This window comes from Paenibacillus sp. FSL M7-1414 (assembly GCF_038003195.1).
GTDB lineage: Bacteria > Bacillota > Bacilli > Paenibacillales > Paenibacillaceae > Paenibacillus > Paenibacillus amylolyticus.
Map to the genome: position 1 here is coordinate 3,636,549 of NZ_JBBOOS010000001.1, position 21,743 is coordinate 3,658,291.

Sequence of the window (21,743 nt, forward strand, 5' to 3'; positions counted from 1 at the left end):
TATAATGTTCAGTTCTCAAGAAAGAAGGATTATATTCAATGAAAAGAGTATGGTGGAAAGAAGCAGTAGCTTATCAAATCTATCCGAGAAGTTTTATGGATTCCAACGGAGATGGGGTTGGTGACATCAAGGGGATCATATCTAAACTGGATTATATTCAAGATCTCGGTATTGATCTGATATGGATCTGTCCGATGTATAAGTCACCTAACGATGATAATGGTTATGACATCAGTGATTACTGTTCCATTATGGATGAATTCGGCACGATGGCGGACTTTGATCAATTACTGCATGAAGTGCATCACCGCGGCATGAAACTCATTATGGACTTGGTGATCAATCATACAAGTGACGAACACCCGTGGTTTATTGAATCCAGAGCTTCACTGAATAATCCCAAACGAGATTGGTACATCTGGAGAGATGGGAAGAACGAAGAAGAACCGAACAACTGGGAGAGCATCTTTGGCGGTTCTGCTTGGGAATATGATGAAGCCTCCGGACAGTACTATCTCCATCTGTTCTCCAAAAAACAACCGGATTTGAATTGGGCAAATCAGGAAGTTCGGAAATCCATTTATGAAATGATGAATTGGTGGCTGGATAAAGGTATTGATGGTTTCCGTGTGGATGCAATCAGCCATATTCACAAAGAAGAGGGCCTCTTGGATATGCCAATCCGAGAAGGTGTCAAATACGTCTCTTCTTTTGAAAAGCATATGAATGTGAAGGGAATCCAGAGTTATCTGCAAGAAATGAAAGAGAACACATTATCCAGATATGACGTCGTGACTGTTGGGGAAGCAAATGGAGTTAAGGTTGAGGACCAAGAAGATCTGCTGGATTGGATCTGTGAAGTCAGAGGGAAATTTAATATGGTCTTTCAATTTGAACACCTGGACCTTTGGAAAAACAGTACAGACAGGCAACTGGATGTTCCCAAACTGAAAAACGTCTTGACCAAGTGGCAAAAATCACTGGAAGGCGTCGGTTGGAATGCTTTGTTTATTGAAAATCATGATCAGCCTCGCAAAGTCTCATCTTGGGGAAATGATACGGAGTGTTGGTATGAAAGTGCCACAGCACTTGGAGCCATGTACTTTTTCATGCAAGGCACACCTTTCATATATCAGGGGCAAGAGATAGGCATGACAAACGTGGCTTACCCTTCGATAGAGGATTATAACGACATAGCCGATCGGAATTTATATCAGATCAAACGCGAAGAGGGCATGTCGCATGAGGAGATCATGAACATCATCTGGGCTTCGAGTCGCGATAACTCCAGAACACCGATGCAGTGGTCTTCGGCCAAAGAGGCCGGGTTTACCAGTGGTACACCATGGCTGAAGGTGAATGACAATTACATCCATATTAATGTAGAGAAACAACTCCAGGAACCACGTTCTATTCTTCAATTTTATAAACAAATGATTCAGCTGCGAAAAGAGCACGATACGCTGACTTATGGGATCTATGAGCTCCTTATGCCGGATCATCCGAGTGTATATGCATATACACGTACACTGGCAGACCAACAGGTGCTGGTAGTAATCAATCTTTCTGAACACATGGTGGAGCTCGAGGAAGATGAGCTTGGCCTCGACTTCTCAGAGATCTGGCTTACCAACTATGAGAATGGCATGCTGCCACTGATGTTGCGACCGTTTGAAACCATTGTTGGATTAAGCGTTAAAGTTTAAGTAGGATACGTAAAAGGAAAAAGGCGTCTATATCATTCAGAAAATGATATAGACGCCTTTTATTGCTGTGTAACCACATGAAAATTAGCTGCGAATATTCGTTTTATTGATGGAGAACATCCGCGTATTCAGAGATACGTTCGAAACGTCCCTTGGCAAACGGGCATAGAGGTAAAATCTTAATACCGTTTTCCCGCGCGTATTCCACCATCGCTTTGATAAGTTCATCGCCAAGCCCTTGTCCTCGGTAAGCATTTTCCACCAAAGTGTGATCAATGATGTATAGCTCTGGACTCGAGATTACATAGGTCATCACCGCAGCAATATCACCGTTATCTTGAATAAGGAATCTTTTATTGGCAGGTTCATGTTCTACGTTATGCATGTTCATCCTCTTTCTTTGTTGAATATTCACCGTCCAGAAGCTTATACGTCAATGCTCCGCTTGGACATGTGTCAATATGCCGGGCAATGGCCTCCGAAGTGTCACCATCAGGATCAACCCAAGGACGCTTGCTTAAATCAAAAACAGCAGGGAGGCCCTTTACGCATATACCGGAATGAATGCAGACATCCGAATTAAACATAACCTCGATATCTTTACCATAATATAATTTCTCTTTAACCATAATGCATTCACATCTTTCACTGTTGAGTTTGAGTTTGTTTACAGATCGATATCCCAGGCATCCATGGTAAGTCATGTCTGGCAGGCACTTAATGTTCGAATTATAAATGAGGAATCGTTAATAAGTCAACGTGACATAGGACAAGAACACGGTCATTCTATGTGCTGATCATAACCCTGAGTCCTCCGAAAAATTAACGCTCCAAGAAAGTTATATTTCCGGCGATTCTAAGTTGTCATCTAACAACACCTTTAGCAAGATTGGGAACTTATTTAGTGACTTCGATCTGAAATTGATCGGAATATGATTTTAGGTTGCCTGCAAGACCAGCGAGTTCCCCGGAGATGTTCGACAGTTCGTTTGCCGATCGCTGCTGCTCCACAGCACTAGCCGTGACTTCTTCGGCCATGGCTGAAGTTTCCTCGGTTGCGGAAGCAATATAACTGAGATTCTGTTCCAACTCCTGACGAATAGAGTGCATGTCCATCGTCCGGCTGTCTAAACTCTGAGCCAACTCATGCACTTCGGTCGATAAGCGGCTAACCTGTCCAAATGCCTGGAGACAATCAGCGATCTGTTTCTCCTGTTCCTTAACAGCTACCATATTTGCATCAAAATGACTGCCCATCCGATGTATCTCTTGAACAAATGAACCCAGGATCTCATCAATCTCCTGGATCGAACGTTCGGATTGTTGAGCGAGCTGTCCCATTTCACCTGCAACGACTGCAAAGCCTTTACCCGCTTCTCCAGCTCGGGCAGCTTCAATTGAAGCATTCAGGGATAGAATTTGAGTTTGTTTTAAAATGTTGTGAATTTGACCGCTAATAGAGGAAGCGAGTTCGGATTGAGTCGTCAGAGACCTGGAAATATCCTGTTGATGCTCAACACGCTTGGCATTCTCTCGGCCCTTCTCAAGTAGAACCTTATGTTCACGTGTAACTTGAACTTGAACAGAAGATAGCTGCTCTGAAGTATGAGCAAACTGTTTCACATATGAACCTACTTCATCCATTATTTTGCCTAGATTCTCTGAATGCTGGACGGAGTGTTCTGTCTCTTCAGCCTGTTTCATTGAACCTATGGCAATCTCCTCAATTGCTCTGGAAAGTTCTTCGCTCTGACGTTGGTTTGTCTGAGCGGTTTCCGAAATATCTTTTGATGACTGCTGTAATGTATTTGATCCTTGCTGTATTCCCATCAGAATGTTCGTCAATTGGGCAACCATGATGTTAATCAAATCACTGATGTCACCGAGTTGATCATTGGACATATGTGTGGATACGACTTTGAGATTCCCATCAGCAACCTGCTCAAGGCTTGACTTAATATCACGTACTTGTCTAAGAATACCTCGTACTACGAATAGCATCATGACCAAAGAAAGAATCAGTACAACCACAAAAATCGGGATAATGGTCTGATAAGCATTATTCACGGATGTCGCGGAGACTTGATTCACTGCTCCTGCAGAAATATCAATGCCCAGATAGCCAATGACAGTACCTTGTGAATCCTTGATTGGTGTAAAGGAGGACAATAGCTGGCCCCAGGTTGGATCGTCTACAATGCCTGTTGTGATGACTTCACCGCGTAATAAGCGTTCCTGAATCTGGGGATTGAATTCCATTGCAGTGCCGTAAGGGCTATATTCCGTATCGTCCCAATTCGCTCCATCTACGGTGTAGATCCACCCGTCCGAAGTTTTGTTATACATATAAACATACAAGGCTCCTGATTGAAGCCTAACTTTAACGAGTTCGTCCCTAAGACTTTTATATTCGTTGCTCTCCTCTGAAGCAGTAGAAGATAATGTCTTAATTAATTCCGATTCCTGACCTAGTTGAGAGGCGGTATTCACAGCCAGCTGCTGATTGTTATGCTGCATGGTCATTAAAGATGCATTTTCACTGGAGTCGATGGTGCTCCATATGATTAGACCGCCCATGGCCAGTAGCGGAACCAGAATAATCAAATACAGTTTGAACCTTAAATCCATCTTTTTTTTGCGAGTCTGTCTCACGTACGGTTCCCCCTTGGATGTAATAAAGTAAATATGGTTATTCGTATAACCCATACTATTTATCGTAATATTGAAGGGGGAAATGAAGACTAATCCTAAATTTGTATATACATATACGCAGATTATAAACTAACAGTACGCAAGGACACCTTGCCATTAACCAAAAAAAGGCTCCACCAGCTTTATGCCAGTGGAGCGCTTAATTTTTCTCTTAGAGATTCTGTTCAATATACAAACCTACTCACGGATGTTTATTGCAGAAACGGTCGATATAATCAGAACATTGCCCCGGCTCATCTTCCATTACGAAATGACCAGCTTTGGGAATGACATGTAGGCAGGCATGGGGAATATCCTGGACAAGCCTCTTTGCGTACATAAGGGGCTGCCATTCGTCTTCTTCCCCCCATAAAATTTGAACGGGAACTTTCAGCTTGGGTAAATCTGTTCCATAGGATTCAGTATATTTTGCATTGAAATGAGCTACCTGATGGGAGAAAAAAGAGGCTTTCCCTAATGAACCTGCATGGGGTTCCAGATATGCATCCAGTGTATCTCCAGTCATGAGCTCTTTATTATACACTGCCATGGGTAATTGTTTCTTTAGCATAGTATCAAAATCAGCACGGGGCATTTGTTCAACCTGTTCAAGCTGTTCTTCAATAATTTTCTTCCAGGTTGGTGAGGGCCACGAATCATAGCTGGGCATGTTGAGTAACGTAAGCGATTGTACACGCTCAGGCTGTTCCAAGGCTAGTTGGACTCCAACAATTCCACCTAGATCGTGGGCTGCGACATGTAACCGATCCATTCCGAGTACGTCTAAAAGCTGACTAAACAGCGTATATTGTGCTGCCACAGAAGTATCTGCTTCGAGTGGTCTTTCGGATGCTCCATATCCCAGAAGGTCATGAACATAGACTTTATATCCTTTTTGAACCAGAGAGGGTATTACTTTTCTCCATTCATAGCTATAAGACGGTGTTCCATGAAGGAGCCATATAGGAGAGCCTTCTCCGTATTGCTCATAAGCAATTCGATATCCATTAATCAAGATGGATGACGTTGCTACTGTTTGCATAGTGATTACTCCCTTCCATAAACAATTGAGATTAAAAATGAAATGGGCTCTTAATGAGCTACATTGAATATAAACGATTGCTTTCCATTAGTGAAATTGATAGTTTATATGTAAACGATCAGTTTTAATGAAGTTAAAAAGAAGGGAGCCAATGATGGAAATACGTCATTTGGTCACATTTATTACAATTGTGGAACACGAGGGATTTACCAAAGCTGCTGAGCATCTAGGATACGCGCAATCTACAATTACATTGCATATTAAGGCGTTGGAAGAGGAGATTAACTACCCTTTATTTGATCGGATTGGTAAGCGGGTTATTTTAACGGAGACCGGAAAAAAATTGTTGCCACATGCACAGAAAATGCTTGAGCTGTATCATATGATTAAGGAAGTGACTGCTGCACAAGGGGAATTAACAGGTAATATCGTGATCAGTATTGGGGAAACGTTGTTGATCTATCGTTTTCCACCTATTATTGAAGAGTTCAAAAAATTGCATCCTCATGTCAATATCGAGTGGCACCAATTAGATTCCGTACATTATAAAGAGAATTTGATGCAAGGTAAAAGTGATATTTCCTTCATGTTGGGGACAGAGGTGCATGATCCCAATCTGTACAGTGAGAAATTGGCTGAGGAGCCCATGATGCTGTTGTACCCCAATTCATTTGAGCTACAACGCGACATCGTACGAAGCAATTTACTTTTTACCGAAAGAGGTTGCGGTTATCGCACATTATTTGAACAATGCATTGAAGAGTATCAGATTGGGATTACTTCCAATATTGAATTCTGGAGTATTGAAGCTGTGAAACAGTCGATATTGAGCGGTATGGGTATATCCTTGTTACCTCGAATTACGGTAGAGAAGGAGCTGAAGGAGGAAAAACTTTCAGGTCAGCAGTACAAACAAAATCTAGCTACACAGTTGCTGTATCCCAAAAACAAGTGGATCTCTCCCCAAGTAGAAGCATTTATTGAGATCGTTAGAAAGCATGCCTCCCTATGGTAGCTCATTTCAACTGTCCTTAACGCCTACCACTGAACCGTTGGATTGCTTCCTCGGTCACCGGCGTGAAGAGATTAACCAGATTACCGTCAGGATCGCGAAACAGCACAGCACGATTCCCCCACGGCATTGTGGTAGGTTCCTTTACCCACTCATCGACAAACGGCTTCAAGCGCTCGTATTCGGCATCGACATCGTGGACGTGGAACTCAATAATGACAGTACGATTGTTGGCCGCCACAGCGGAACCAGCGCCAAACAGTTGCACCGTCTGGGAGTGGCCGATCGCTAGAGTGCACGATGGCATAACGAGTTCGGCAAAGACAGGTGCAGGGCGTTCCGCCGCAACACCCGTAATTTTCTCATAGAACTCGACAAGACGATCCACGTCATCAGTAATGATACGCACAGAAGCAAAATTCACGAGATATCATCCTTCCTATAATAAGTAATACATTTTGGATCAAAACACTTCGCATTTACTTTTACTCCTTTACAATTGCTTACTCCAACTATACAAATACACTACTGACAACAGTATGTCAGTAGTGTTTTACGAAGAAACCACCGTCCACTAGCCATCATTCTATAGAACGTATTAGAGTTTCAAAGTGAGGGTAAGTGCTAAAAATCGATTGTACTTGGTGGTAAACAGTGTTACTCTAAAAGTCTGTGTTCGACAATATATTTAATATTAGCCACCAATTTAGTTGTAAAGAAAGGTAACACTATGATAAAAGTTAAAAACCTATCCTTCTCATTTCCACAAAAGGAACTATATAAAAACATTTCATTTACGTTTGAAGAGGCACAACATTGTGCTTTTATCGGAACAAGCGGCAGTGGAAAAAGTACATTGATCGATATCCTGATGGATCCGGAACGATATTTGTTCGAGGGCAAGTTAGAGATAGACCCCGATTGCAAAATCGGGTATGTGAGTCAGTTTTTGCAAGTAGATAAAACAAAAGAAATGACCGTTTTTGAATATATCGCAGAAGAATTCATCAAGATACAAGATGAAATTACAGCGATTTATGCGGAGATGGCCACCACATCGGATATGGATTCCCTGATGGAAAAGCTTCAATTGGCTTTGGACGCCTTCGAAGCGATGGATGGGGATAATTTCGAAAAAAACATCAATAAACAGTTAAACCTTGCCAATCTCATGAAGCTCAAAGATCTTAGTATATCCGCCATAAGCGGTGGGGAATTCAAACTTATTCAAGTGATGAAGGAAATGCTGAATCGTCCAGACTTCATGATAATGGACGAACCTGATGTATTTTTAGACTTTGAAAACCTGAACGCGCTTAAAAAATTGATTAACACACACAAGGGAATGTTGCTGGTCGTTACGCACAACCGATATCTGTTGAACCATTGTTTCAACAAAATCATACACCTTGAAAATACAGAGCTCCAAGAGTTTGACGGGCGCTATATCGATTATAACTTCTCACTGCTTCAGTCTAAGATCGAACTGCAAGAAATCGCAGTTGCTGAAGCTGAGGAAATTGAGAGATACGATCACATCATCGACAATCTTAGAGAGATCGCCACATATAATTCCGAAGCCTCCAGAGGCAGAGCGTTAAAAGCCAGAGTCAAGTTTCAAGAGAGATTGGAAGCACGTCGAATAAAAGAGCCATTTGTCGATATCAAACAGCCGAATATCCGTTTTGGAATCGATAAGGAAATGGAAGACACCGTTGTGGTTAACGTCAATAACTATAACGTTTCCTTTGACGAGTTGCTTTTGGAAAATGTGAACTTTGAGATCAAATCAACAGATAAAGTAGCCCTGATCGGTCCTAACGGTACCGGGAAAACGACTTTACTCCGAGAAATCTTTAAAAACAATCAGGATTCCATTGAAATAAATACCGATGTTAAAGTGGCCTATTTATCTCAGGTTCAAGGCGAAATGTTAAAAGATTCGAATACCATCCTAAATGAATTCATTGATTCCGGCTTTCAAACGTATGATGAAATTAGATCGTATCTTCCAAACTATGGCTTTGAAGGAGAAATCCTTGATCAAAAGATTGAATCGTTATCTGGCGGAGAAAAAAACATGCTTCAATTGGCTAAAGTTTCTGCCAGTCAGGCCAACGTATTGCTCCTGGATGAACCGACAAGCCATTTAGACATCTATACACAAATCGCATTGGAGAAAGCCATTGAGGACTACAAAGGTGCGATTATCATGATTTCTCATGATTTCTATTCGGTTGTCAATGGTATGGATTATGTTTTAATTATCGAGGACAAAACGATTAGTAAAATGAGTATAGAAGAATTCAGACAGATGATTTATACGAGTCATTTTGATGAAAACTATCTAGAAAATGAACAAAAGAAAAAGTCTGTTGAAATGAAAATCGAATTGGCTTTAAAAGATACTAATTTTGAACTTGCAAAAAGTTTGGTTGATGAGCTAGAAAAGCTGATTAAGTTGCTTTAGACAAGGTGAATATTCCATAAATCTAAATCCCCCTGTATGTGGATTAATCCGCATACAGGGGGATTTACTTCTAGAAACAGCTAAACGAGCTGATTCGCTGCAGATCAATGCCGGTGTATAGCCAGAAGAAGCCATTCCAACGGAAGCCAGCCACCGAATTTCTACCTACAAATACCGGGTACATCCAGAAGCCGGGACCACGATCCGGCCAAATATATGTGTAGCGAAACAGACAGCCGGATATGGCTCTTGGATCTACCGCATATAACGAAGCGGGTTGCTGTGGAATGAATGATGGTGGCGGCCCTGTAGGTGCCTGCACGCCTTGTGGTCCGCCGCCTCCACCCCCGGGGAACGATGGCGAACCAGGAAATCCGCCGGGTCCTCCTGGTCCTCCGGGACCCCCAGGTCCGCCAAACCCTCCACCAGGTCCAAAAGGAGGTAAAAATGTCATATCACATCACTCCTGTTCATTAGTCTAATGTATTGTATGTAGGCAATTGAGAAGGGGAATGGGTGGAAGCCTATAGAAGGCCGCTAATAATCAAGTCGAATTGAGATTACCAAATGATAACTTTTTATTGTAATTATTGTAAATTTATTATATGTAAGCGCTATCCAAAGAACTATAATCTATTTATCTGGATGTTAATCCGTTCAGAAATACTTAGACCAAATCATGAGGAGGAATTGTATGAAACGGTTAGGTCAATGGAATATAACAGCCTTGGTTCTTGTGCTGGTACTCGCCATGCTTCCATTTTCGAATGTCTCACATGCAGCCAAGGCAGTTACAGAAGTGGAGGAAAGTCATTTAAGCACAAACTTTGAAGACGGTACACTTCAAGGATGGACTCCACGTGTCGGTAGTGAAAATCTGACAGTGACACAGCAGGAAGCACACGAAGGCCAGTCTAGTATGCTAGTTTCCAACCGTGATCGTTCCTACCATGGACCGATGTTATCCATGAAGAACCTGCTTGAGCGTAACCAAGAGTATGAAATTACGGCATATGTAAGACTTACCCAGGAGCCCACCACGGATCAAACACTACAGCTCACCACATATAAAAAAACAACGGCCGAAAGCTGGAACCCGATCGGTAGCGTGAAGATTGCCAAAACAGAATGGAACACATGGCACAAGATCACCGGAAAATTTCAGTATAGCGATGATCCCACTGAATTGAATTTGTTCATCGAAACACCCTACATCTCTGAAGATAGCGTAGATACGTTATCGTTCTATGTGGATGATGTATCATTTACTCTGGCCGAGCAACTGGAGATTGAAGCAGGGATTCTGTCTCTGGAGGACCTGTATCAAGATGATTTCCCCATTGGTGCAGCGGTGTATCGCTGGCAGTTGGAAGGCGCATACGGACAACTGCTCACAAAGCATTTTAACAGCTTGACCGCAACCTATGAGATGAAACCGAAGTACATGTCTCCTTCCGAAGGTGTTTATGAGTTCGAGGCAGCCGATCAATATGTTCAGTTCGCTGAGGAGCATGGTATGGGCGTACGCGCACATGCGTTGTTGTGGCATATTGATGCTGCAGAGTGGATGTTCAAGGATCCTCAGGGTAACCCTGCGAGTCGAGAATTACTGCTTGCCCGGATTCAGGATTATGTCGAAACCGTCATGACCCGATACAAAGGTAAGATCTATGCCTGGGATGTGGTAAACGAGGCGATTGCGGATAGCAATGGTGATGCCAACGGTTTACGTAAAAGTCCCTTTTATGAACTAATCGGTCCGGATTACATTGAGAAAACTTATGAATTCGCTCGTGCAGCCGATCCGAATGCCAAATTATATTACAACGAATACTTCACGGAAATCCCTGAGAAAAGAGAGCATATGTATCAGTTGGTCAAACGACTGAAAGAGAAAGGGCTCATCGATGGTGTGGGTTTGCAATCCCACTATAACCTGGAATCCCCGCCCATCAAGGAAATTGAAAAAACGATCAACATGTTCGCCGAACTTGGATTGGATATTCAGATCACGGAACTGGATGTGGATAGCGGAATTCCATTTGGTGAAGAGATGTCCGATGAAGTTGCGGTAAAGCAGGCGTATCGATATAAGGAACTGTTGGATTTGTACAAAAAACACAAAGATCACATTTCTTCAGTTACCTTATGGGGACTCCAAGATGAGAAATCTTACAACAACCAGGCTATGCTGTTTGATTCAGCCCTGAAGGCCAAAAAAGCATACTGGGGACTCGTGGATGAATCCAGCTTGCCTGTGTTGACACAGAGAGCCGTCTCACTTTCGGGTAAACCGGATATCAAAAAACAGTCACAAGATCCACTCTGGAACAAAGCGGTGTCTACTCCACTGAAGGGTGACTCTTCGGGATCAGCCAGTTTCCGCACCTTATGGGATCATAGTAACCTGTATATCCTTGTGGATGTTCAGGATGCAAAGACAGATGTGAATGACAGAGTAGATATCTTTGTTGACCTCAATAATGGCAAGACCACTTCATATGAAGCAGATGACCGACACGTAATCATTAAGCGGTCGGGCAAAGCTGAGGGCGTGGAGAAGCGTTCATATCATGTACGCGAGACCAAAGCCGGATATCAGGTTGAATTGTCCATTCCGTGGGGTGGTATCCAAGTCCGATCAGAATATGAAGCCGGATTGGATATCCGTGTGACTGATGGCGGTTCAAGTGGGACACAACCTTATAATCCACTGTACTGGAATGATCGAACACAATCTCAGGAACAGGATACAAGCAAATACGGCGTGATTCAGCTTGCCCCTATGCCCAAATCTGCACAAGCTGTACAAGGGATTGTTCAGATTGATGGGAAGAAAGACACATCATGGAATAAGGCTGCACCGTTTGAAGTAAACCGGTTGAACCAAAGCGAAGGTGCAGAGGCAGTGGCTCGCGCAATGTGGTCAGGTGAATATCTATACCTGCTGATCGACGTCACTGATCCAAACATCATCACAGATAGCATCAACCCATGGGATCAGGATTCGGTTGAGATTTTCCTGGACGAGAATCACCAGCGCACACCGTATTTTCAATATGATGATGCCCAGTTCAGAATCAGTGCAGACAATGTGGGAACCTTTGCAGGGGGTGCCTCACCTGGACGCCTTGTAAGTGCTGTGAAGAAAACAAATAAAGGATATCTCGTAGAAGCCAGAATTCATTTACAATCATTGACGCCCAAAGCAGGAAATGTTCTCGGTTTCGAGCTCCAAATTAACGACAACCAGGGCGGAGGTAAGCAGAGCGTAGCCAAGTGGAATGATACGACCAATGAGAGCTGGAGAAATACTTCCCAGTACGGAATACTCACTTTTGTCGGAAAGAACAAACTCGGGCATTAAACCATCGGCAGTAGTTGCAAGAATAGAAACCATCATAACAGTGGCTGAAACTCAACCATTGTTGTGATGGTTTTCATCGTTTACATACGTCACCAAAGGTGATGAGGGGCGATACAATCTGCCTTGACTATATTTAACAGCCCTTGATATACTAAATGGATGTTATTTTATCTTTTATGGGAATAAGATAGTAATCAACTACATACAACCGTTTGCGAGGGAGCCTTAACCGGCTGAGAGGGTGTTAAACCGACCTTACCTGATTTGGATAATGCCAACGTAGGGATGCAACGATGAAACACTGTACTTGGGTAGCTCATGCGAACCCCCTTGTTTTAGTGTATTTGTCTGCGAAACATCCTATGGATGTTTCGTTTTTTTTGTTTTTAAATACGTACATTATGAATTGGAGGAACACATGTTGACTATTTCAGAGAGACTATATCAGGCAGCACAGCCCGTGTGGAAAGAATGTCTCGAGCATCCCTTTGTTAAAGGAATCGGAGATGGTTCCTTACCGGTCGAACAATTTCGTTATTATTTGCTGCAAGACTACTTGTATCTGTTCGATTATGCCCGTGTATTTGCACTAGGTATCGTCAAGTCGCACGACCCCAAATTGATGCAGTTTTTTAGTAAAAACGTAGATAACATCCTGAATGGTGAAATGAAAATCCATCGTTCTTATATGGAGCGATTAGGAATTACAGAGGATCATGTTTTTCAGGTAAAACCTGCACTGAAAAATGCAGCCTATACTAACTATATGCTCTCTGTTTCCCATACGGGTGGCATAGCAGAAGTACTTGTTTCCATTCTGGCCTGCTCATGGAGCTATGCAGAGATTGGTCAAGTCCTTGCCCAAAAGCCAGGCGCAGCTGATCATCCTTTTTACGGAGAGTGGATCACAGGATATGCTTCCTCTGAATACAACAGCAGCAATCAATCCCTAGTGACGTTAACGGATAAGCTATTAGAAGGCTGTAGCGAGGGAACGTACCAACGGATGGAAGATATTTTCGTGATGTGCAGTCGCTTTGAGCTTGATTTTTGGGAGATGTCATGGAGGCTGGAGCCTTAAGTTTACTGGTAGTTCATTCAATTAGAGAGCAGCGGCCATAAACAGTCTCAGGATGGAAATTAAGTAAAGGAACGCTTGTATAAGCGTGTTTCGTGATGATACCGAAAAAAGGGCGGAGTGTATCCGCCTTTTATTATTGTTGAAATTCTTGACACAGGGACATTTTGTTCTCTGAAGTCTCTGGCTAAAATCAAAAAGGGTGTCAGGACGGAATGTTCATAGCAGTCTGAATATTTTTCAGATCGAGCTGAATTTGCTCTGCAATATGGTAAGGGTGGTATAAGCCATGCTGCACCATGTAATTTGATATCTTTTCATGAGAATCTATGGCTTCATCGAGCTGTTTCATCAAAATTTGTTTGATTTCGGGGGTGGCACATTCGGTCACAGCCATGGCGTAGTTTCTGACGCTGCTCTTGGCGTTCATCAAAAAATCCATTGCGATTACGTCATCGGTCAGCGTATTAAGACCAGTCATATGTTCTAATATTGGGTTCATTTTTTATCTCCTATACAGTCGCTTTAGACAGCACTCCACCGAGCTCCTGAAGCTGCTGTTGTGATAATGTCGCATCTTGTTGCAAAATTTGCTTGAGCTCCGGGTCGGTTACCAGAGCTTGCATGGTCTTGGATTTAGTCATACAAACCGTCTTGAACGCAGCTATTTCATGCACCTCGAGCATCTCATGCAAAGCGTAAGTGGAATCCATTCAGATTGTCCTCCCATGTATCTATTCATATTTAAGGCTTTAAGATGACTTTAATGCAATCGTCCGTTTTTGTATCGAACACTTCATAGCCCCGTTTGGCCTCGTTGAGCGGAATGACGTGCGTAACAATGTCGCCAGGGTCCACTTTGCCAGACGTAACCAACTCGTACATGTATGGCATGTAGTGAATGACCGGAGCTTGTCCGGAACGGATATTCACGTTTCGCTGCATGATATCACCGAGCGGGAATCCGTTATAACGTCCGCCGTATACCCCAGTGACTTGAATGGTGCCACCTTTGCGAACAGCCTGAGATGCAATGATAAATGCGCTCATGGTGCCGCCTTGCAGTTTCATACCGCTGGCTAGAAATTCAAGATCGCTCATCTTGCCGTCCATTCCTACCGCATCAATGACAACATCGGCGCCGCCTTTGGTCATTTCCTTGAGAGTGTTCCCAATATTCTTATCCTGTTCGAAGTTTACGATTTCCACATTGTTTGTTCGCTTCGCATGCTTTAAGCGGTAATCGACATAGTCGACGGCTATGACCCGCTTAGCTCCTTTCAGCCAGCAGAACTTCTGGGCCAGGAGTCCGACCGGGCCGCAGCCGAGCACAATGACCGTATCTCCATTTTTAACGCCGGCGTTATCTACGCTCCAGAATGCCGTCGTCATGGCATCGGCGATCAAGCTTAGCTTTTCGTCCGGTTGTTCGCAGTTTTCAGGGATCTTAAAGTGGGTAAAATTAGCAAATGGGACCCGTAAATACTCCGCTTGCCCGCCGGGATATCCGCCGGTCGTTCCGGAGTAGCCGAAATATGCGCCCATATCCCCGTGCTCGTTGGAATTGTCACATTGGCTTTCCAGCTGATTTTTGCAAAAAAAGCATTCTCCGCATGCGATGTTAAACGGGATGATTACGCGGTCGCCTTTTTTTACCTTGGTCACGCCAGGGCCCACTTCTTCTACGATCCCCATCGGCTCATGTCCGATGACATAGTTTTCCTGAAGGTTAGGGATCATCCCGTGAATAAGATGAAGGTCAGAACCGCAAATCGCGGTACTGGTGATCTTTACGATCATATCGTCCGGTTTCACAATCTTCGCATCCGGCACCTCTTTGACCACGACATTTTTAACCCCTTGATACGTTACCGCCTTCATGCTTTATGTCCTCCAATATGTTCATCTGGGGTCCGATCAAACATCCCTTTACGTGACGTATCACCCGGGAACAGATTCATCTGCCCGATCATCACCGTATTTTTCGCCGAAAGCTGATCGAGTTGGTACTGTTCGTTCAGCTCATAAGGATGAAACCATTTTTTGCGAATCATGAGCTCCGAGATTTCTTGGTGCATTGCAATTCCCTGCTTCAGATGAGTATGCAACAGGGCTCTTACATCCGGTGAAGCCGTTTCCGTCAGGGCGATGGACAAATTACGTACACCCTCCTTGGCACGAAGAAGGAAGTCCATGGCAAAAGTCATATCTGCCATTTCCGGCATATTCAATGAATTAATCGGATCTAAATAATCGGTATTCATCTGAGTTCCCCTTAATGTGTTATAGGTGTCGGATTATTCGGAACGGGTGCTTGAAAAGGAGCTCTTGCGTAGATTGCTTGCAGCTCAGCGATCTGTTGTATGGATTGAATTACGTCTTTCTGCATTAATGCTTTTAGCTCTTGGTCAAAGACCAGGCCTTGCATAAGTTTCGACTTAGCGATGCAGAGCGTTTTGAAGTTTAACGCTTCATGCAGTTCCATCGATTCGTGCGGCGCTAGCGTTGGATTAGCCATTCAGAAATGATCCCTCCTTTTTCATCAAGATTAGATTTTCCAATGCATCGGATCTTATACTAATATGGATCACCGGAGAGATAAGATCCGAATATTCCCATACAGTCGCAGGGATATAAACAAAATCTCAATCCCATACTTATTTCTGTTTAAATGAATGATTTTACTGAAGGAAGGAGGAGTCACGGTGCCCAATAAAAACAAAATTGATCTAGCAACCGAAAACGCAAGAAAACCGGCAGAAGATGCACTTAACTCGAGTGGTAGTAATACGCTGGAGCAGCATGCATCTAACGCGGTTTCTGAGGTGCAGACGGCTTTAAATCAGGCAATAAGCTCGTTAAGTGAATCTAATGCGGCAACAAATTCACAAGCGTTGGAGATTGCCAGGCAGCAATTGACCCGAGCAGAGGAATTTTTAGATCAAGCGATAACTTCAGCCAATGCATTAGGTTTACCGGACCAACAATAAAACGGTTTTGGTACTGATAAGCTTGGCAAAGTTTTGCGTTGACGATCGGAGGAAGCATTTTTCCTAGAACACATATAGTTACCGTCAACATGCTTCGGCTTACGCCGAAGTTTTTTGTATTTTTAGATCTATCGGACAATTTCAAAATGAAGGTTGAAAAAGAATGATTAAGGGAGAGGCATTAGAATAAGTCTTGAACATAATTATAGGTAATATCTATTCAACCTTGTTGAGGAGGACATCATACTGCCTATGTTACCTATGGAAGAATATTTTGGTAAGTTAGAACTCGTTCATTCCTTTTACGGGGCTATGCCTACAGGCGTTAGTGTATCCGAAACCGGGCGTATCTTCATTTGCTTTCCAAAATGGGGAGATGACGTAAGATTTACGGTAGCGGAAATTGTTGAGGGTGAGATGCAACCTTATCCTAATGTAGAAACGAATTTGATCAACCCATTGAATATCGTTATGTCCTTCATCAGTGTCCAAAGTGTTGTTGCAGATGGAAGGGGAACCTTGTGGGTACTGGACACAGCTGCACCAAATTTTTCTGAGCCAATTAAAGGAGGAGCAAAATTAGTCGCGGTAGATTTAGAAACAAATACAATAAGAAAAGTATATACATTTGCAGATGATGTAGTCTTGCCAACAACGTATCTGAATGATGTCCGATTTGACTTTCGTGTAGGAAAAGCAGGTTACGCATATATAACGGATTCTTCTTCCAATGGGCCAGGCGCTATTATCGTCGTAAATTTAGAAAACGGAAATGCGTATAGACGGTTGCATGGAGCAAGCTCGACCTCACCCGATCCGTATTTTGTGCCGAAAGTGGAAGGTGAAATTTTGATGAATCGAAACGCGGATGGTTCGACATCTCCGTTTCGATTGGCCTCTGATGGTATAGCGATTTCCCCTGATGGAAAAATGTTATTCTATTGTCCATTAACCAGTCGCCAGTTATTCTCTATCTCAACAGAATCGTTAAGAGACAGAACGATACCGGATTTTAAGTTAAGTGATCTTGTGCAGTATTGGGGAGAGAAGGGTGCATCTGATGGGATGATCACAGACGCTAAAGGAAACGTTTATGCTGGAGATTACGAAAACGATAGTATTCGAAAGATATTGCCAAATGGAATCATGGAAACCATCGCCCATGATCCCCGAATTTTATGGCCGGATACTTTTTCTATTGGTCCGGATCAATACTTATATGTGATTGTGAACCAATTACATAGGCAGGCGAGATTTCATTATGGAAGAGACCTGCGACAAAAACCGTACATTTTACTACGTTTGAAAATTGATGAATTACCTGCTCCTACCTTTTGATATACATCCCACTTTTCAAAGCAGATTTTAATAGCAGATTATTCAGTTCATTTTGCGGGACCGTAGGCCCTTTATCTAAGGGCAATATAGTAATTCTAATGAACTTAAGATAGGGACAGGTATCAGTTGATGCCTGTCTTTTTGTTTTTTGTCGCCCAAGAGGAAAGCCGGAGACAGATACAAAGGGTAGGGTACCATAATACACTCATTCGATTAAGATTAATCTGGTAGCATGTTGTTCCCGATATTGCTGTTAAACTACAAATTGCCGGTCGTATGATTTTTCGATTACAGGACAAGATATTAACCTTATCACCATTTTATTACTTTGATAAAGGAGACGACCATGGTTGAAAAACACGAGCCTCAAATGAAAAATCATCAAAAGTCTACATGGCTTGATGATTTAAAACAGATATTAAACCATATGGAAGATGCCGAAATCATTGAGCACAAAATAGGTACGAGTGCTTCAGTCCATCTTTTATTTATAAAAACGTTAATAGATCAAGAGCGTTTAAACGAGGCGATTATTCAGCCACTTCATCAATCAGGCGGAAATTCGCTTTCTTCATGCATAATCAATTCTGATGTTTCAGAAGTTATATCGATCGAAGATGCTGGGCAAAAAATAATGCAAGGATATATTCTTCTATACGATTCAGTCAACGATCAATGGCTAGGCATACAGTTGGAAAATCCTCTTGGCCGGGCAATTGAACCTTCCCAAACGGAAACGGTTATATATGGAGCGAAAGATAGCTTCAGCGAACAAATCGATAATAACATTACAATGTTGCGCAGACGTTTGCCTATAACGACATTAAAAACGGAAAGCTTCACTATAGGATCACTGAGTAAAACAAAAGTTGTGTTAATGTACATAGACGGAATAATTAATCCGGAATTTGTTTCCCTTGCAAGAGAGAAAATTGAAAGTGTGGATTTCGATCAGTTTTTAGACTCCGCACAGCTTGCAGCTTTTATTGAAGATCATAACCATACGGTCTTTCCCCAGTTTCTACAAACGGATCGGCCGGATGCCTGCGCCTTCGCCTTAGGTGAGGGTAAGCTGACTTTATTAGTCTCCAATTCACCGTTTGCTTTAATTTGTCCCATTACATTATTCCATCTATTCCAATCGCCAGAAGACTACTTCCTTCGTTGGCCGGTAGCCAGTTTTTTACGTTTAATGAGGTATGGAAGTTTTATTATTTCTTTGACGATGATTCCTTTTTATGTTGCGTTAACGACATTTCATTACCAAATGGTTCCGCTGCCGATTCTCTTCGTATTATTGGAATCGAGAAGCAAATTGCCCTTTACTCCGTTTGTGGAAGGAATTTTCATGATCGTAACGCTGGAAATCATCAAAGAAGCAAGTTTGCGAATGCCGACCAAAACCAGTCAAACTCTAGGGGTTATCGGTGGTATTGTCATTGGACAAGCGGCTGTAGAGGCAGGCTTTGCAAGTAAAGTATTAATTGTTTTGATGGGTATATCCGCTATTGCTTTCTTTTTAGTTCCCAATTATCAAATGACAAAATCCATGGTTCTGTTGCAATTGCTTCTTCTTATCCTTGCATCGTTTCTTGGGCTGCCAGGAATCGTGGTCGGGATAATCGGCATTCTTGCGCATCTCCATGCATTAACGTCATTAGGTCAACCTTATTTAGCGCCGCTTTCACCTTTTTATGGGAAGGATTGGATTGACCTCTTTATTCGCGGGCCTTTGATTTGGATGAAAACGCGTCCGCATAATCTAAAACCACTACAGAAATGGCGACAGGAGAAGATGAAGAAATGAAGACTTTATCCCTATTCAATCAAACTTCCACCCTTGGCGGCATCCATTTCCTTTTATTAGTTAATCGAACGCAAATGCATTATTTTATTTTAATCATGCCGGTTTATTTGGTTCATTCCTATATGGTTTGGGGAATTGTCGCCTTGGGGCTACTGTCCCAACTTAATTTGATGATGCTATCCAAATGGTTTACTTCCAGTTATGCATCGAAAGGCTATCAAGGATTTGTACAGCTTTTTGGGAAACGGGCGGTTCAAGTTTTCGCAATACTTGGTTTTGTAATAATACTGTTAAAAATTTCAATCATCACACTGGGTTACGTTGAAATGCTCCATAATTTTATATATCCATCAATGAATAAAAAGTGGCTGATCCTAGTTATTCTTTCGATCAGTTTATTTGTGGCTTCACATGGCATGGAAAAAACATTGCGTTTTGTCGTTATCGCCTTTCTTTGCGGGGCGTGGATCTTAATCATGTTTATTCCCTTTTTCTTTCCAACGATTGCAAATTACCGCGATTTGTATCCTCTAATCCCCACCGAATGGTCAGGACATTCATGGCAGGGCTTGTTGTTTATTTGGTCGGCATTTTCCGGTCCAGTATATTTGGCCTTTATGGTTCCATGGTTAAGCTCCAATAAAAAAATATCAAAATATCTTGTCATTGGAAACATGCTGACGATTATGGAATATTCATTATTGTTCATTGCTTCGGTATTGTTTTACGGTTCAAACTTTTTAAGCAAGATCAACTTTCCGGTAGTATATATGGGAAGTTACATTCAAATGAGTGGTTTAGAACGAATCGATTACATCCTTATCTCTTTCCATATGTTTAATTATGTATTTGACATTTCAATTCTTTTGTTGTGTTTATATGGAGCTGGAAGAGTCTTTATGAAGAAAATGAACAAAAGCACAACTCGGATCGGATTATTGTCGAGTTGGTTTGTCATTTTGATAAGTATTATCATAATGGATCAATGGTTATGGCAAACGGTTCCGGGTCAAAAGATGTTACTGAACATTCAAATCTGGCTTGGTGCATTCATTTATTTACTTGTTCCTACGATCCTTTTCACTATGGTTAAACGAAAGGAGAGTGTGTAGGCATGATACCATACAAGCATTATGGTTTATTGGCGATTGTAAGCCTTATGTGGATGACCGGTTGCTCTTCTCCATATGCCGAGAACAATATGATCGAAGAGATCGCTCCGGTAGTTTTCTGGTCGGTTGACAAGGGAACGGAGGGAAAGTTTAAAATCAGCACTTTAGTACCACCACTCATCAAAGAAAAAAAACGATTTCTCTCCAAGGAAGTTGATCTGTTAAAGCAGGGAGGCAAGGAGTTTAATTTAATTTATTATCGGGAATTAAAACAGGGGCAGCTGCGAATGTTATTAATCAATGAGGAACTGGCCAAAAAAGAAGGCATTGAAAAGCTGATCAATACGATATTGGTTGATCCCGATATTTCAATGCGTGTCTATTTATTGATTGTCAGAGGAGATTTTGATGAATACATAAAAAATCAATTGACGAAGCAAGAAAACCAAGATTATTTTCTTTATCGGATGTTAAAGCATTACGAGGAACATAACCAAGGTGAAATGAGCATTGTCAATATTCATCAATTCATGAAGATGTTATATTCCCCTCTTAAGGATCCGATCCTGCCGGTATTTCATGCGGATAAGAACAATTTCAATTACGTAGGAACGGCCTTCTTCCGAAATGATAAAGAAGTAATGGTTACTCAAGACGTAAGTGATGAAATTTTTCAACTTCTGGATAACGATCATTTCTTAAAAGTCTTGGCCATTCCAAAGTTATCTATCAGTTTAGGACGTGTTCGATCCAATATTCGCATGAATCTATCGAGTGATTATTCATCCTTGTCTTTACGTGTGGGATTGAAAGGAAGAATTGAGGAATACCAGGGAGAAAAGAATATTCAAAGCGAGGAACAATTGGAACATTTAATTCATGAGATTGAGGTATACCTTGAGGAACAAACATCAGAATTATTAAAAAGTATGCAACGGTTGAAAGTGGATCCCTTAGAGGTCGGAACACATTCACTTAAGCCGTTTTCTAAAGAACTAACGGAAGAGCAATGGTTAAAATATTGGGACAATATGAAAATTAATGTTGACTTCGATATCAAAATACAGCCTTTGATTAATGTTGAACGGCTGTCGTGATTTAAAAGATGCCCCCTACATGATCAAATACAT

At 42.1% G+C, this 21,743-nt stretch carries 21 protein-coding genes and 1 riboswitch; of the genes, 10 read left to right on the forward strand and 11 right to left on the reverse strand.

The features are described from left to right. Window positions 1-38: 38 nt before the first annotated feature. Entirely contained in the window at window positions 39-1,706 is a 1,668-nt protein-coding gene (locus MHH92_RS15720) for a glycoside hydrolase family 13 protein (RefSeq protein WP_340904768.1), read from the forward strand. A gap of 103 nt (window positions 1,707-1,809) precedes the next feature. Here the strand turns inward: MHH92_RS15720 and MHH92_RS15725 are convergent, their stop codons facing one another. From MHH92_RS15725 to MHH92_RS15740, 4 genes are all read right to left on the reverse strand, one after another. After that, the gene (locus MHH92_RS15725) at window positions 1,810-2,091 is read right to left on the reverse strand and encodes a GNAT family N-acetyltransferase (RefSeq protein WP_036615433.1); all 282 of its coding nucleotides are present in this window, start codon (window positions 2,089-2,091) and stop codon (window positions 1,810-1,812) included. Further along, window positions 2,084-2,335, reverse strand: a complete 252-nt coding sequence (locus MHH92_RS15730; RefSeq protein ID WP_036616061.1) for a (4Fe-4S)-binding protein — start codon at window positions 2,333-2,335, stop codon at window positions 2,084-2,086. Before MHH92_RS15730 ends, MHH92_RS15725 begins: the two co-directional genes overlap by 8 nt. 268 nt (window positions 2,336-2,603) lie before the next feature. Beyond that, entirely contained in the window at window positions 2,604-4,358 is a 1,755-nt protein-coding gene (locus MHH92_RS15735) for a methyl-accepting chemotaxis protein (RefSeq protein ID WP_340904772.1), read from the reverse strand. A gap of 241 nt (window positions 4,359-4,599) precedes the next feature. After that, window positions 4,600-5,439 carry an alpha/beta fold hydrolase gene (locus tag MHH92_RS15740; protein ID WP_340904773.1) on the reverse strand — a complete coding sequence of 280 codons (840 nt, stop codon included), beginning with the start codon at window positions 5,437-5,439 and terminating at the stop codon, window positions 4,600-4,602. 151 nt (window positions 5,440-5,590) lie between these two features. On the opposite strand from MHH92_RS15740, the gene MHH92_RS15745 reads away from it, so the two are divergent. Next, window positions 5,591-6,454: a LysR family transcriptional regulator gene (locus MHH92_RS15745; protein WP_083657022.1), complete on the forward strand. Its 864-nt coding sequence runs from the start codon at window positions 5,591-5,593 to the stop codon at window positions 6,452-6,454. Window positions 6,455-6,470: 16 nt separating this feature from the next. On the opposite strand, the gene MHH92_RS15750 is transcribed toward MHH92_RS15745, so the two are convergent. Continuing rightward, window positions 6,471-6,875, reverse strand: coding sequence for a VOC family protein (locus MHH92_RS15750; protein WP_340904776.1), 405 nt, complete (start codon window positions 6,873-6,875; stop codon window positions 6,471-6,473). Window positions 6,876-7,181: 306 nt separating this feature from the next. Here MHH92_RS15750 and MHH92_RS15755 point away from each other — a divergent pair, with 306 nt between their 5' ends. Beyond that, window positions 7,182-8,921, forward strand: a complete 1,740-nt coding sequence (locus MHH92_RS15755) for an ABC-F family ATP-binding cassette domain-containing protein (protein ID WP_340904779.1) — start codon at window positions 7,182-7,184, stop codon at window positions 8,919-8,921. Between the two features lie 70 nt (window positions 8,922-8,991). Here MHH92_RS15755 and MHH92_RS15760 read toward each other — a convergent pair whose 3' ends face one another. Beyond that, window positions 8,992-9,375 (reverse strand): transporter, encoded by a 384-nt coding sequence (locus MHH92_RS15760; protein ID WP_076327506.1) that lies wholly within the window; start codon window positions 9,373-9,375, stop codon window positions 8,992-8,994. Between the two features lie 240 nt (window positions 9,376-9,615). On the opposite strand from MHH92_RS15760, the gene MHH92_RS15765 reads away from it, so the two are divergent. Both MHH92_RS15765 and tenA read left to right on the forward strand, forming a co-directional pair. Further along, window positions 9,616-12,288 carry an endo-1,4-beta-xylanase gene (locus MHH92_RS15765; RefSeq protein WP_340904780.1) on the forward strand — a complete coding sequence of 891 codons (2,673 nt, stop codon included), beginning with the start codon at window positions 9,616-9,618 and terminating at the stop codon, window positions 12,286-12,288. A gap of 206 nt (window positions 12,289-12,494) precedes the next feature. Next, window positions 12,495-12,592: riboswitch (TPP riboswitch) on the forward strand. A 114-nt stretch (window positions 12,593-12,706) separates the two neighbouring features. Next, the gene (gene tenA / locus MHH92_RS15770; RefSeq protein ID WP_340904782.1) at window positions 12,707-13,369 is read left to right on the forward strand and encodes a thiaminase II; all 663 of its coding nucleotides are present in this window, start codon (window positions 12,707-12,709) and stop codon (window positions 13,367-13,369) included. Window positions 13,370-13,571: 202 nt separating this feature from the next. Here the strand turns inward: tenA and MHH92_RS15775 are convergent, their stop codons facing one another. From MHH92_RS15775 to MHH92_RS15795, 5 genes are read right to left on the reverse strand one after another with little or no spacing between them, the layout of a single operon-like run. Further along, window positions 13,572-13,868 carry a spore coat protein gene (locus tag MHH92_RS15775; RefSeq protein ID WP_047843175.1) on the reverse strand — a complete coding sequence of 99 codons (297 nt, stop codon included), beginning with the start codon at window positions 13,866-13,868 and terminating at the stop codon, window positions 13,572-13,574. Between the two features lie 10 nt (window positions 13,869-13,878). Continuing rightward, window positions 13,879-14,079, reverse strand: a complete 201-nt coding sequence (locus MHH92_RS15780; RefSeq protein ID WP_076253188.1) for a hypothetical protein — start codon at window positions 14,077-14,079, stop codon at window positions 13,879-13,881. A 31-nt stretch (window positions 14,080-14,110) separates the two neighbouring features. Next, window positions 14,111-15,247: a zinc-dependent alcohol dehydrogenase gene (locus MHH92_RS15785; protein ID WP_340904786.1), complete on the reverse strand. Its 1,137-nt coding sequence runs from the start codon at window positions 15,245-15,247 to the stop codon at window positions 14,111-14,113. Further along, window positions 15,244-15,630 (reverse strand): spore coat protein, encoded by a 387-nt coding sequence (locus MHH92_RS15790; RefSeq protein WP_047843178.1) that lies wholly within the window; start codon window positions 15,628-15,630, stop codon window positions 15,244-15,246. The genes MHH92_RS15785 and MHH92_RS15790 overlap by 4 nt, the downstream gene beginning before the upstream one ends. An 11-nt stretch (window positions 15,631-15,641) precedes the next feature. Continuing rightward, a complete protein-coding gene (locus MHH92_RS15795) occupies window positions 15,642-15,884 on the reverse strand; it encodes a hypothetical protein (RefSeq protein WP_036615405.1) in 243 nt (80 codons plus the stop codon). A gap of 187 nt (window positions 15,885-16,071) precedes the next feature. Here MHH92_RS15795 and MHH92_RS15800 point away from each other — a divergent pair, with 187 nt between their 5' ends. From MHH92_RS15800 to MHH92_RS15820, 5 genes are all read left to right on the forward strand, one after another. Then, complete coding sequence (locus tag MHH92_RS15800; RefSeq protein ID WP_076210511.1) at window positions 16,072-16,356, forward strand: hypothetical protein; 285 nt, start codon at window positions 16,072-16,074, stop codon at window positions 16,354-16,356. Between the two features lie 252 nt (window positions 16,357-16,608). Then, entirely contained in the window at window positions 16,609-17,694 is a 1,086-nt protein-coding gene (locus tag MHH92_RS15805) for an L-dopachrome tautomerase-related protein (RefSeq protein ID WP_340904789.1), read from the forward strand. 346 nt (window positions 17,695-18,040) lie between these two features. Then, window positions 18,041-19,501, forward strand: coding sequence for a spore germination protein (locus tag MHH92_RS15810; protein WP_076253193.1), 1,461 nt, complete (start codon window positions 18,041-18,043; stop codon window positions 19,499-19,501). Next, window positions 19,498-20,613 carry a GerAB/ArcD/ProY family transporter gene (locus tag MHH92_RS15815; protein WP_076253194.1) on the forward strand — a complete coding sequence of 372 codons (1,116 nt, stop codon included), beginning with the start codon at window positions 19,498-19,500 and terminating at the stop codon, window positions 20,611-20,613. Before MHH92_RS15810 ends, MHH92_RS15815 begins: the two co-directional genes overlap by 4 nt. Window positions 20,614-20,615: 2 nt before the next feature. Then, window positions 20,616-21,710: a Ger(x)C family spore germination protein gene (locus MHH92_RS15820; protein WP_076253195.1), complete on the forward strand. Its 1,095-nt coding sequence runs from the start codon at window positions 20,616-20,618 to the stop codon at window positions 21,708-21,710. The last annotated feature ends 33 nt before the right edge of the window (window positions 21,711-21,743 follow it).

Excerpts from the sequence above, each read along its gene's own strand:
- MHH92_RS15720 (WP_340904768.1), top strand. The coding sequence starts at position 39 with ATGAAAAGAGTATGGTGGAAAGAAGCAGTAGCTTATCAAATCTATCCG.
- MHH92_RS15725 (WP_036615433.1), bottom strand. The coding sequence starts at position 2,091 with ATGCATAACGTAGAACATGAACCTGCCAATAAAAGATTCCTTATTCAA.
- MHH92_RS15730 (WP_036616061.1), bottom strand. The coding sequence starts at position 2,335 with ATGGTTAAAGAGAAATTATATTATGGTAAAGATATCGAGGTTATGTTT.
- MHH92_RS15740 (WP_340904773.1), bottom strand. The coding sequence starts at position 5,439 with ATGCAAACAGTAGCAACGTCATCCATCTTGATTAATGGATATCGAATT.
- MHH92_RS15745 (WP_083657022.1), top strand. The coding sequence starts at position 5,591 with ATGATGGAAATACGTCATTTGGTCACATTTATTACAATTGTGGAACAC.
- MHH92_RS15755 (WP_340904779.1), top strand. The coding sequence starts at position 7,182 with ATGATAAAAGTTAAAAACCTATCCTTCTCATTTCCACAAAAGGAACTA.
- MHH92_RS15760 (WP_076327506.1), bottom strand. The coding sequence starts at position 9,375 with ATGACATTTTTACCTCCTTTTGGACCTGGTGGAGGGTTTGGCGGACCT.
- MHH92_RS15765 (WP_340904780.1), top strand. The coding sequence starts at position 9,616 with ATGAAACGGTTAGGTCAATGGAATATAACAGCCTTGGTTCTTGTGCTG.
- tenA (WP_340904782.1), top strand. The coding sequence starts at position 12,707 with ATGTTGACTATTTCAGAGAGACTATATCAGGCAGCACAGCCCGTGTGG.
- MHH92_RS15775 (WP_047843175.1), bottom strand. The coding sequence starts at position 13,868 with ATGAACCCAATATTAGAACATATGACTGGTCTTAATACGCTGACCGAT.
- MHH92_RS15780 (WP_076253188.1), bottom strand. The coding sequence starts at position 14,079 with ATGGATTCCACTTACGCTTTGCATGAGATGCTCGAGGTGCATGAAATA.
- MHH92_RS15785 (WP_340904786.1), bottom strand. The coding sequence starts at position 15,247 with ATGAAGGCGGTAACGTATCAAGGGGTTAAAAATGTCGTGGTCAAAGAG.
- MHH92_RS15790 (WP_047843178.1), bottom strand. The coding sequence starts at position 15,630 with ATGAATACCGATTATTTAGATCCGATTAATTCATTGAATATGCCGGAA.
- MHH92_RS15795 (WP_036615405.1), bottom strand. The coding sequence starts at position 15,884 with ATGGCTAATCCAACGCTAGCGCCGCACGAATCGATGGAACTGCATGAA.
- MHH92_RS15805 (WP_340904789.1), top strand. The coding sequence starts at position 16,609 with ATGTTACCTATGGAAGAATATTTTGGTAAGTTAGAACTCGTTCATTCC.
- MHH92_RS15810 (WP_076253193.1), top strand. The coding sequence starts at position 18,041 with ATGGTTGAAAAACACGAGCCTCAAATGAAAAATCATCAAAAGTCTACA.
- MHH92_RS15815 (WP_076253194.1), top strand. The coding sequence starts at position 19,498 with ATGAAGACTTTATCCCTATTCAATCAAACTTCCACCCTTGGCGGCATC.
- MHH92_RS15820 (WP_076253195.1), top strand. The coding sequence starts at position 20,616 with ATGATACCATACAAGCATTATGGTTTATTGGCGATTGTAAGCCTTATG.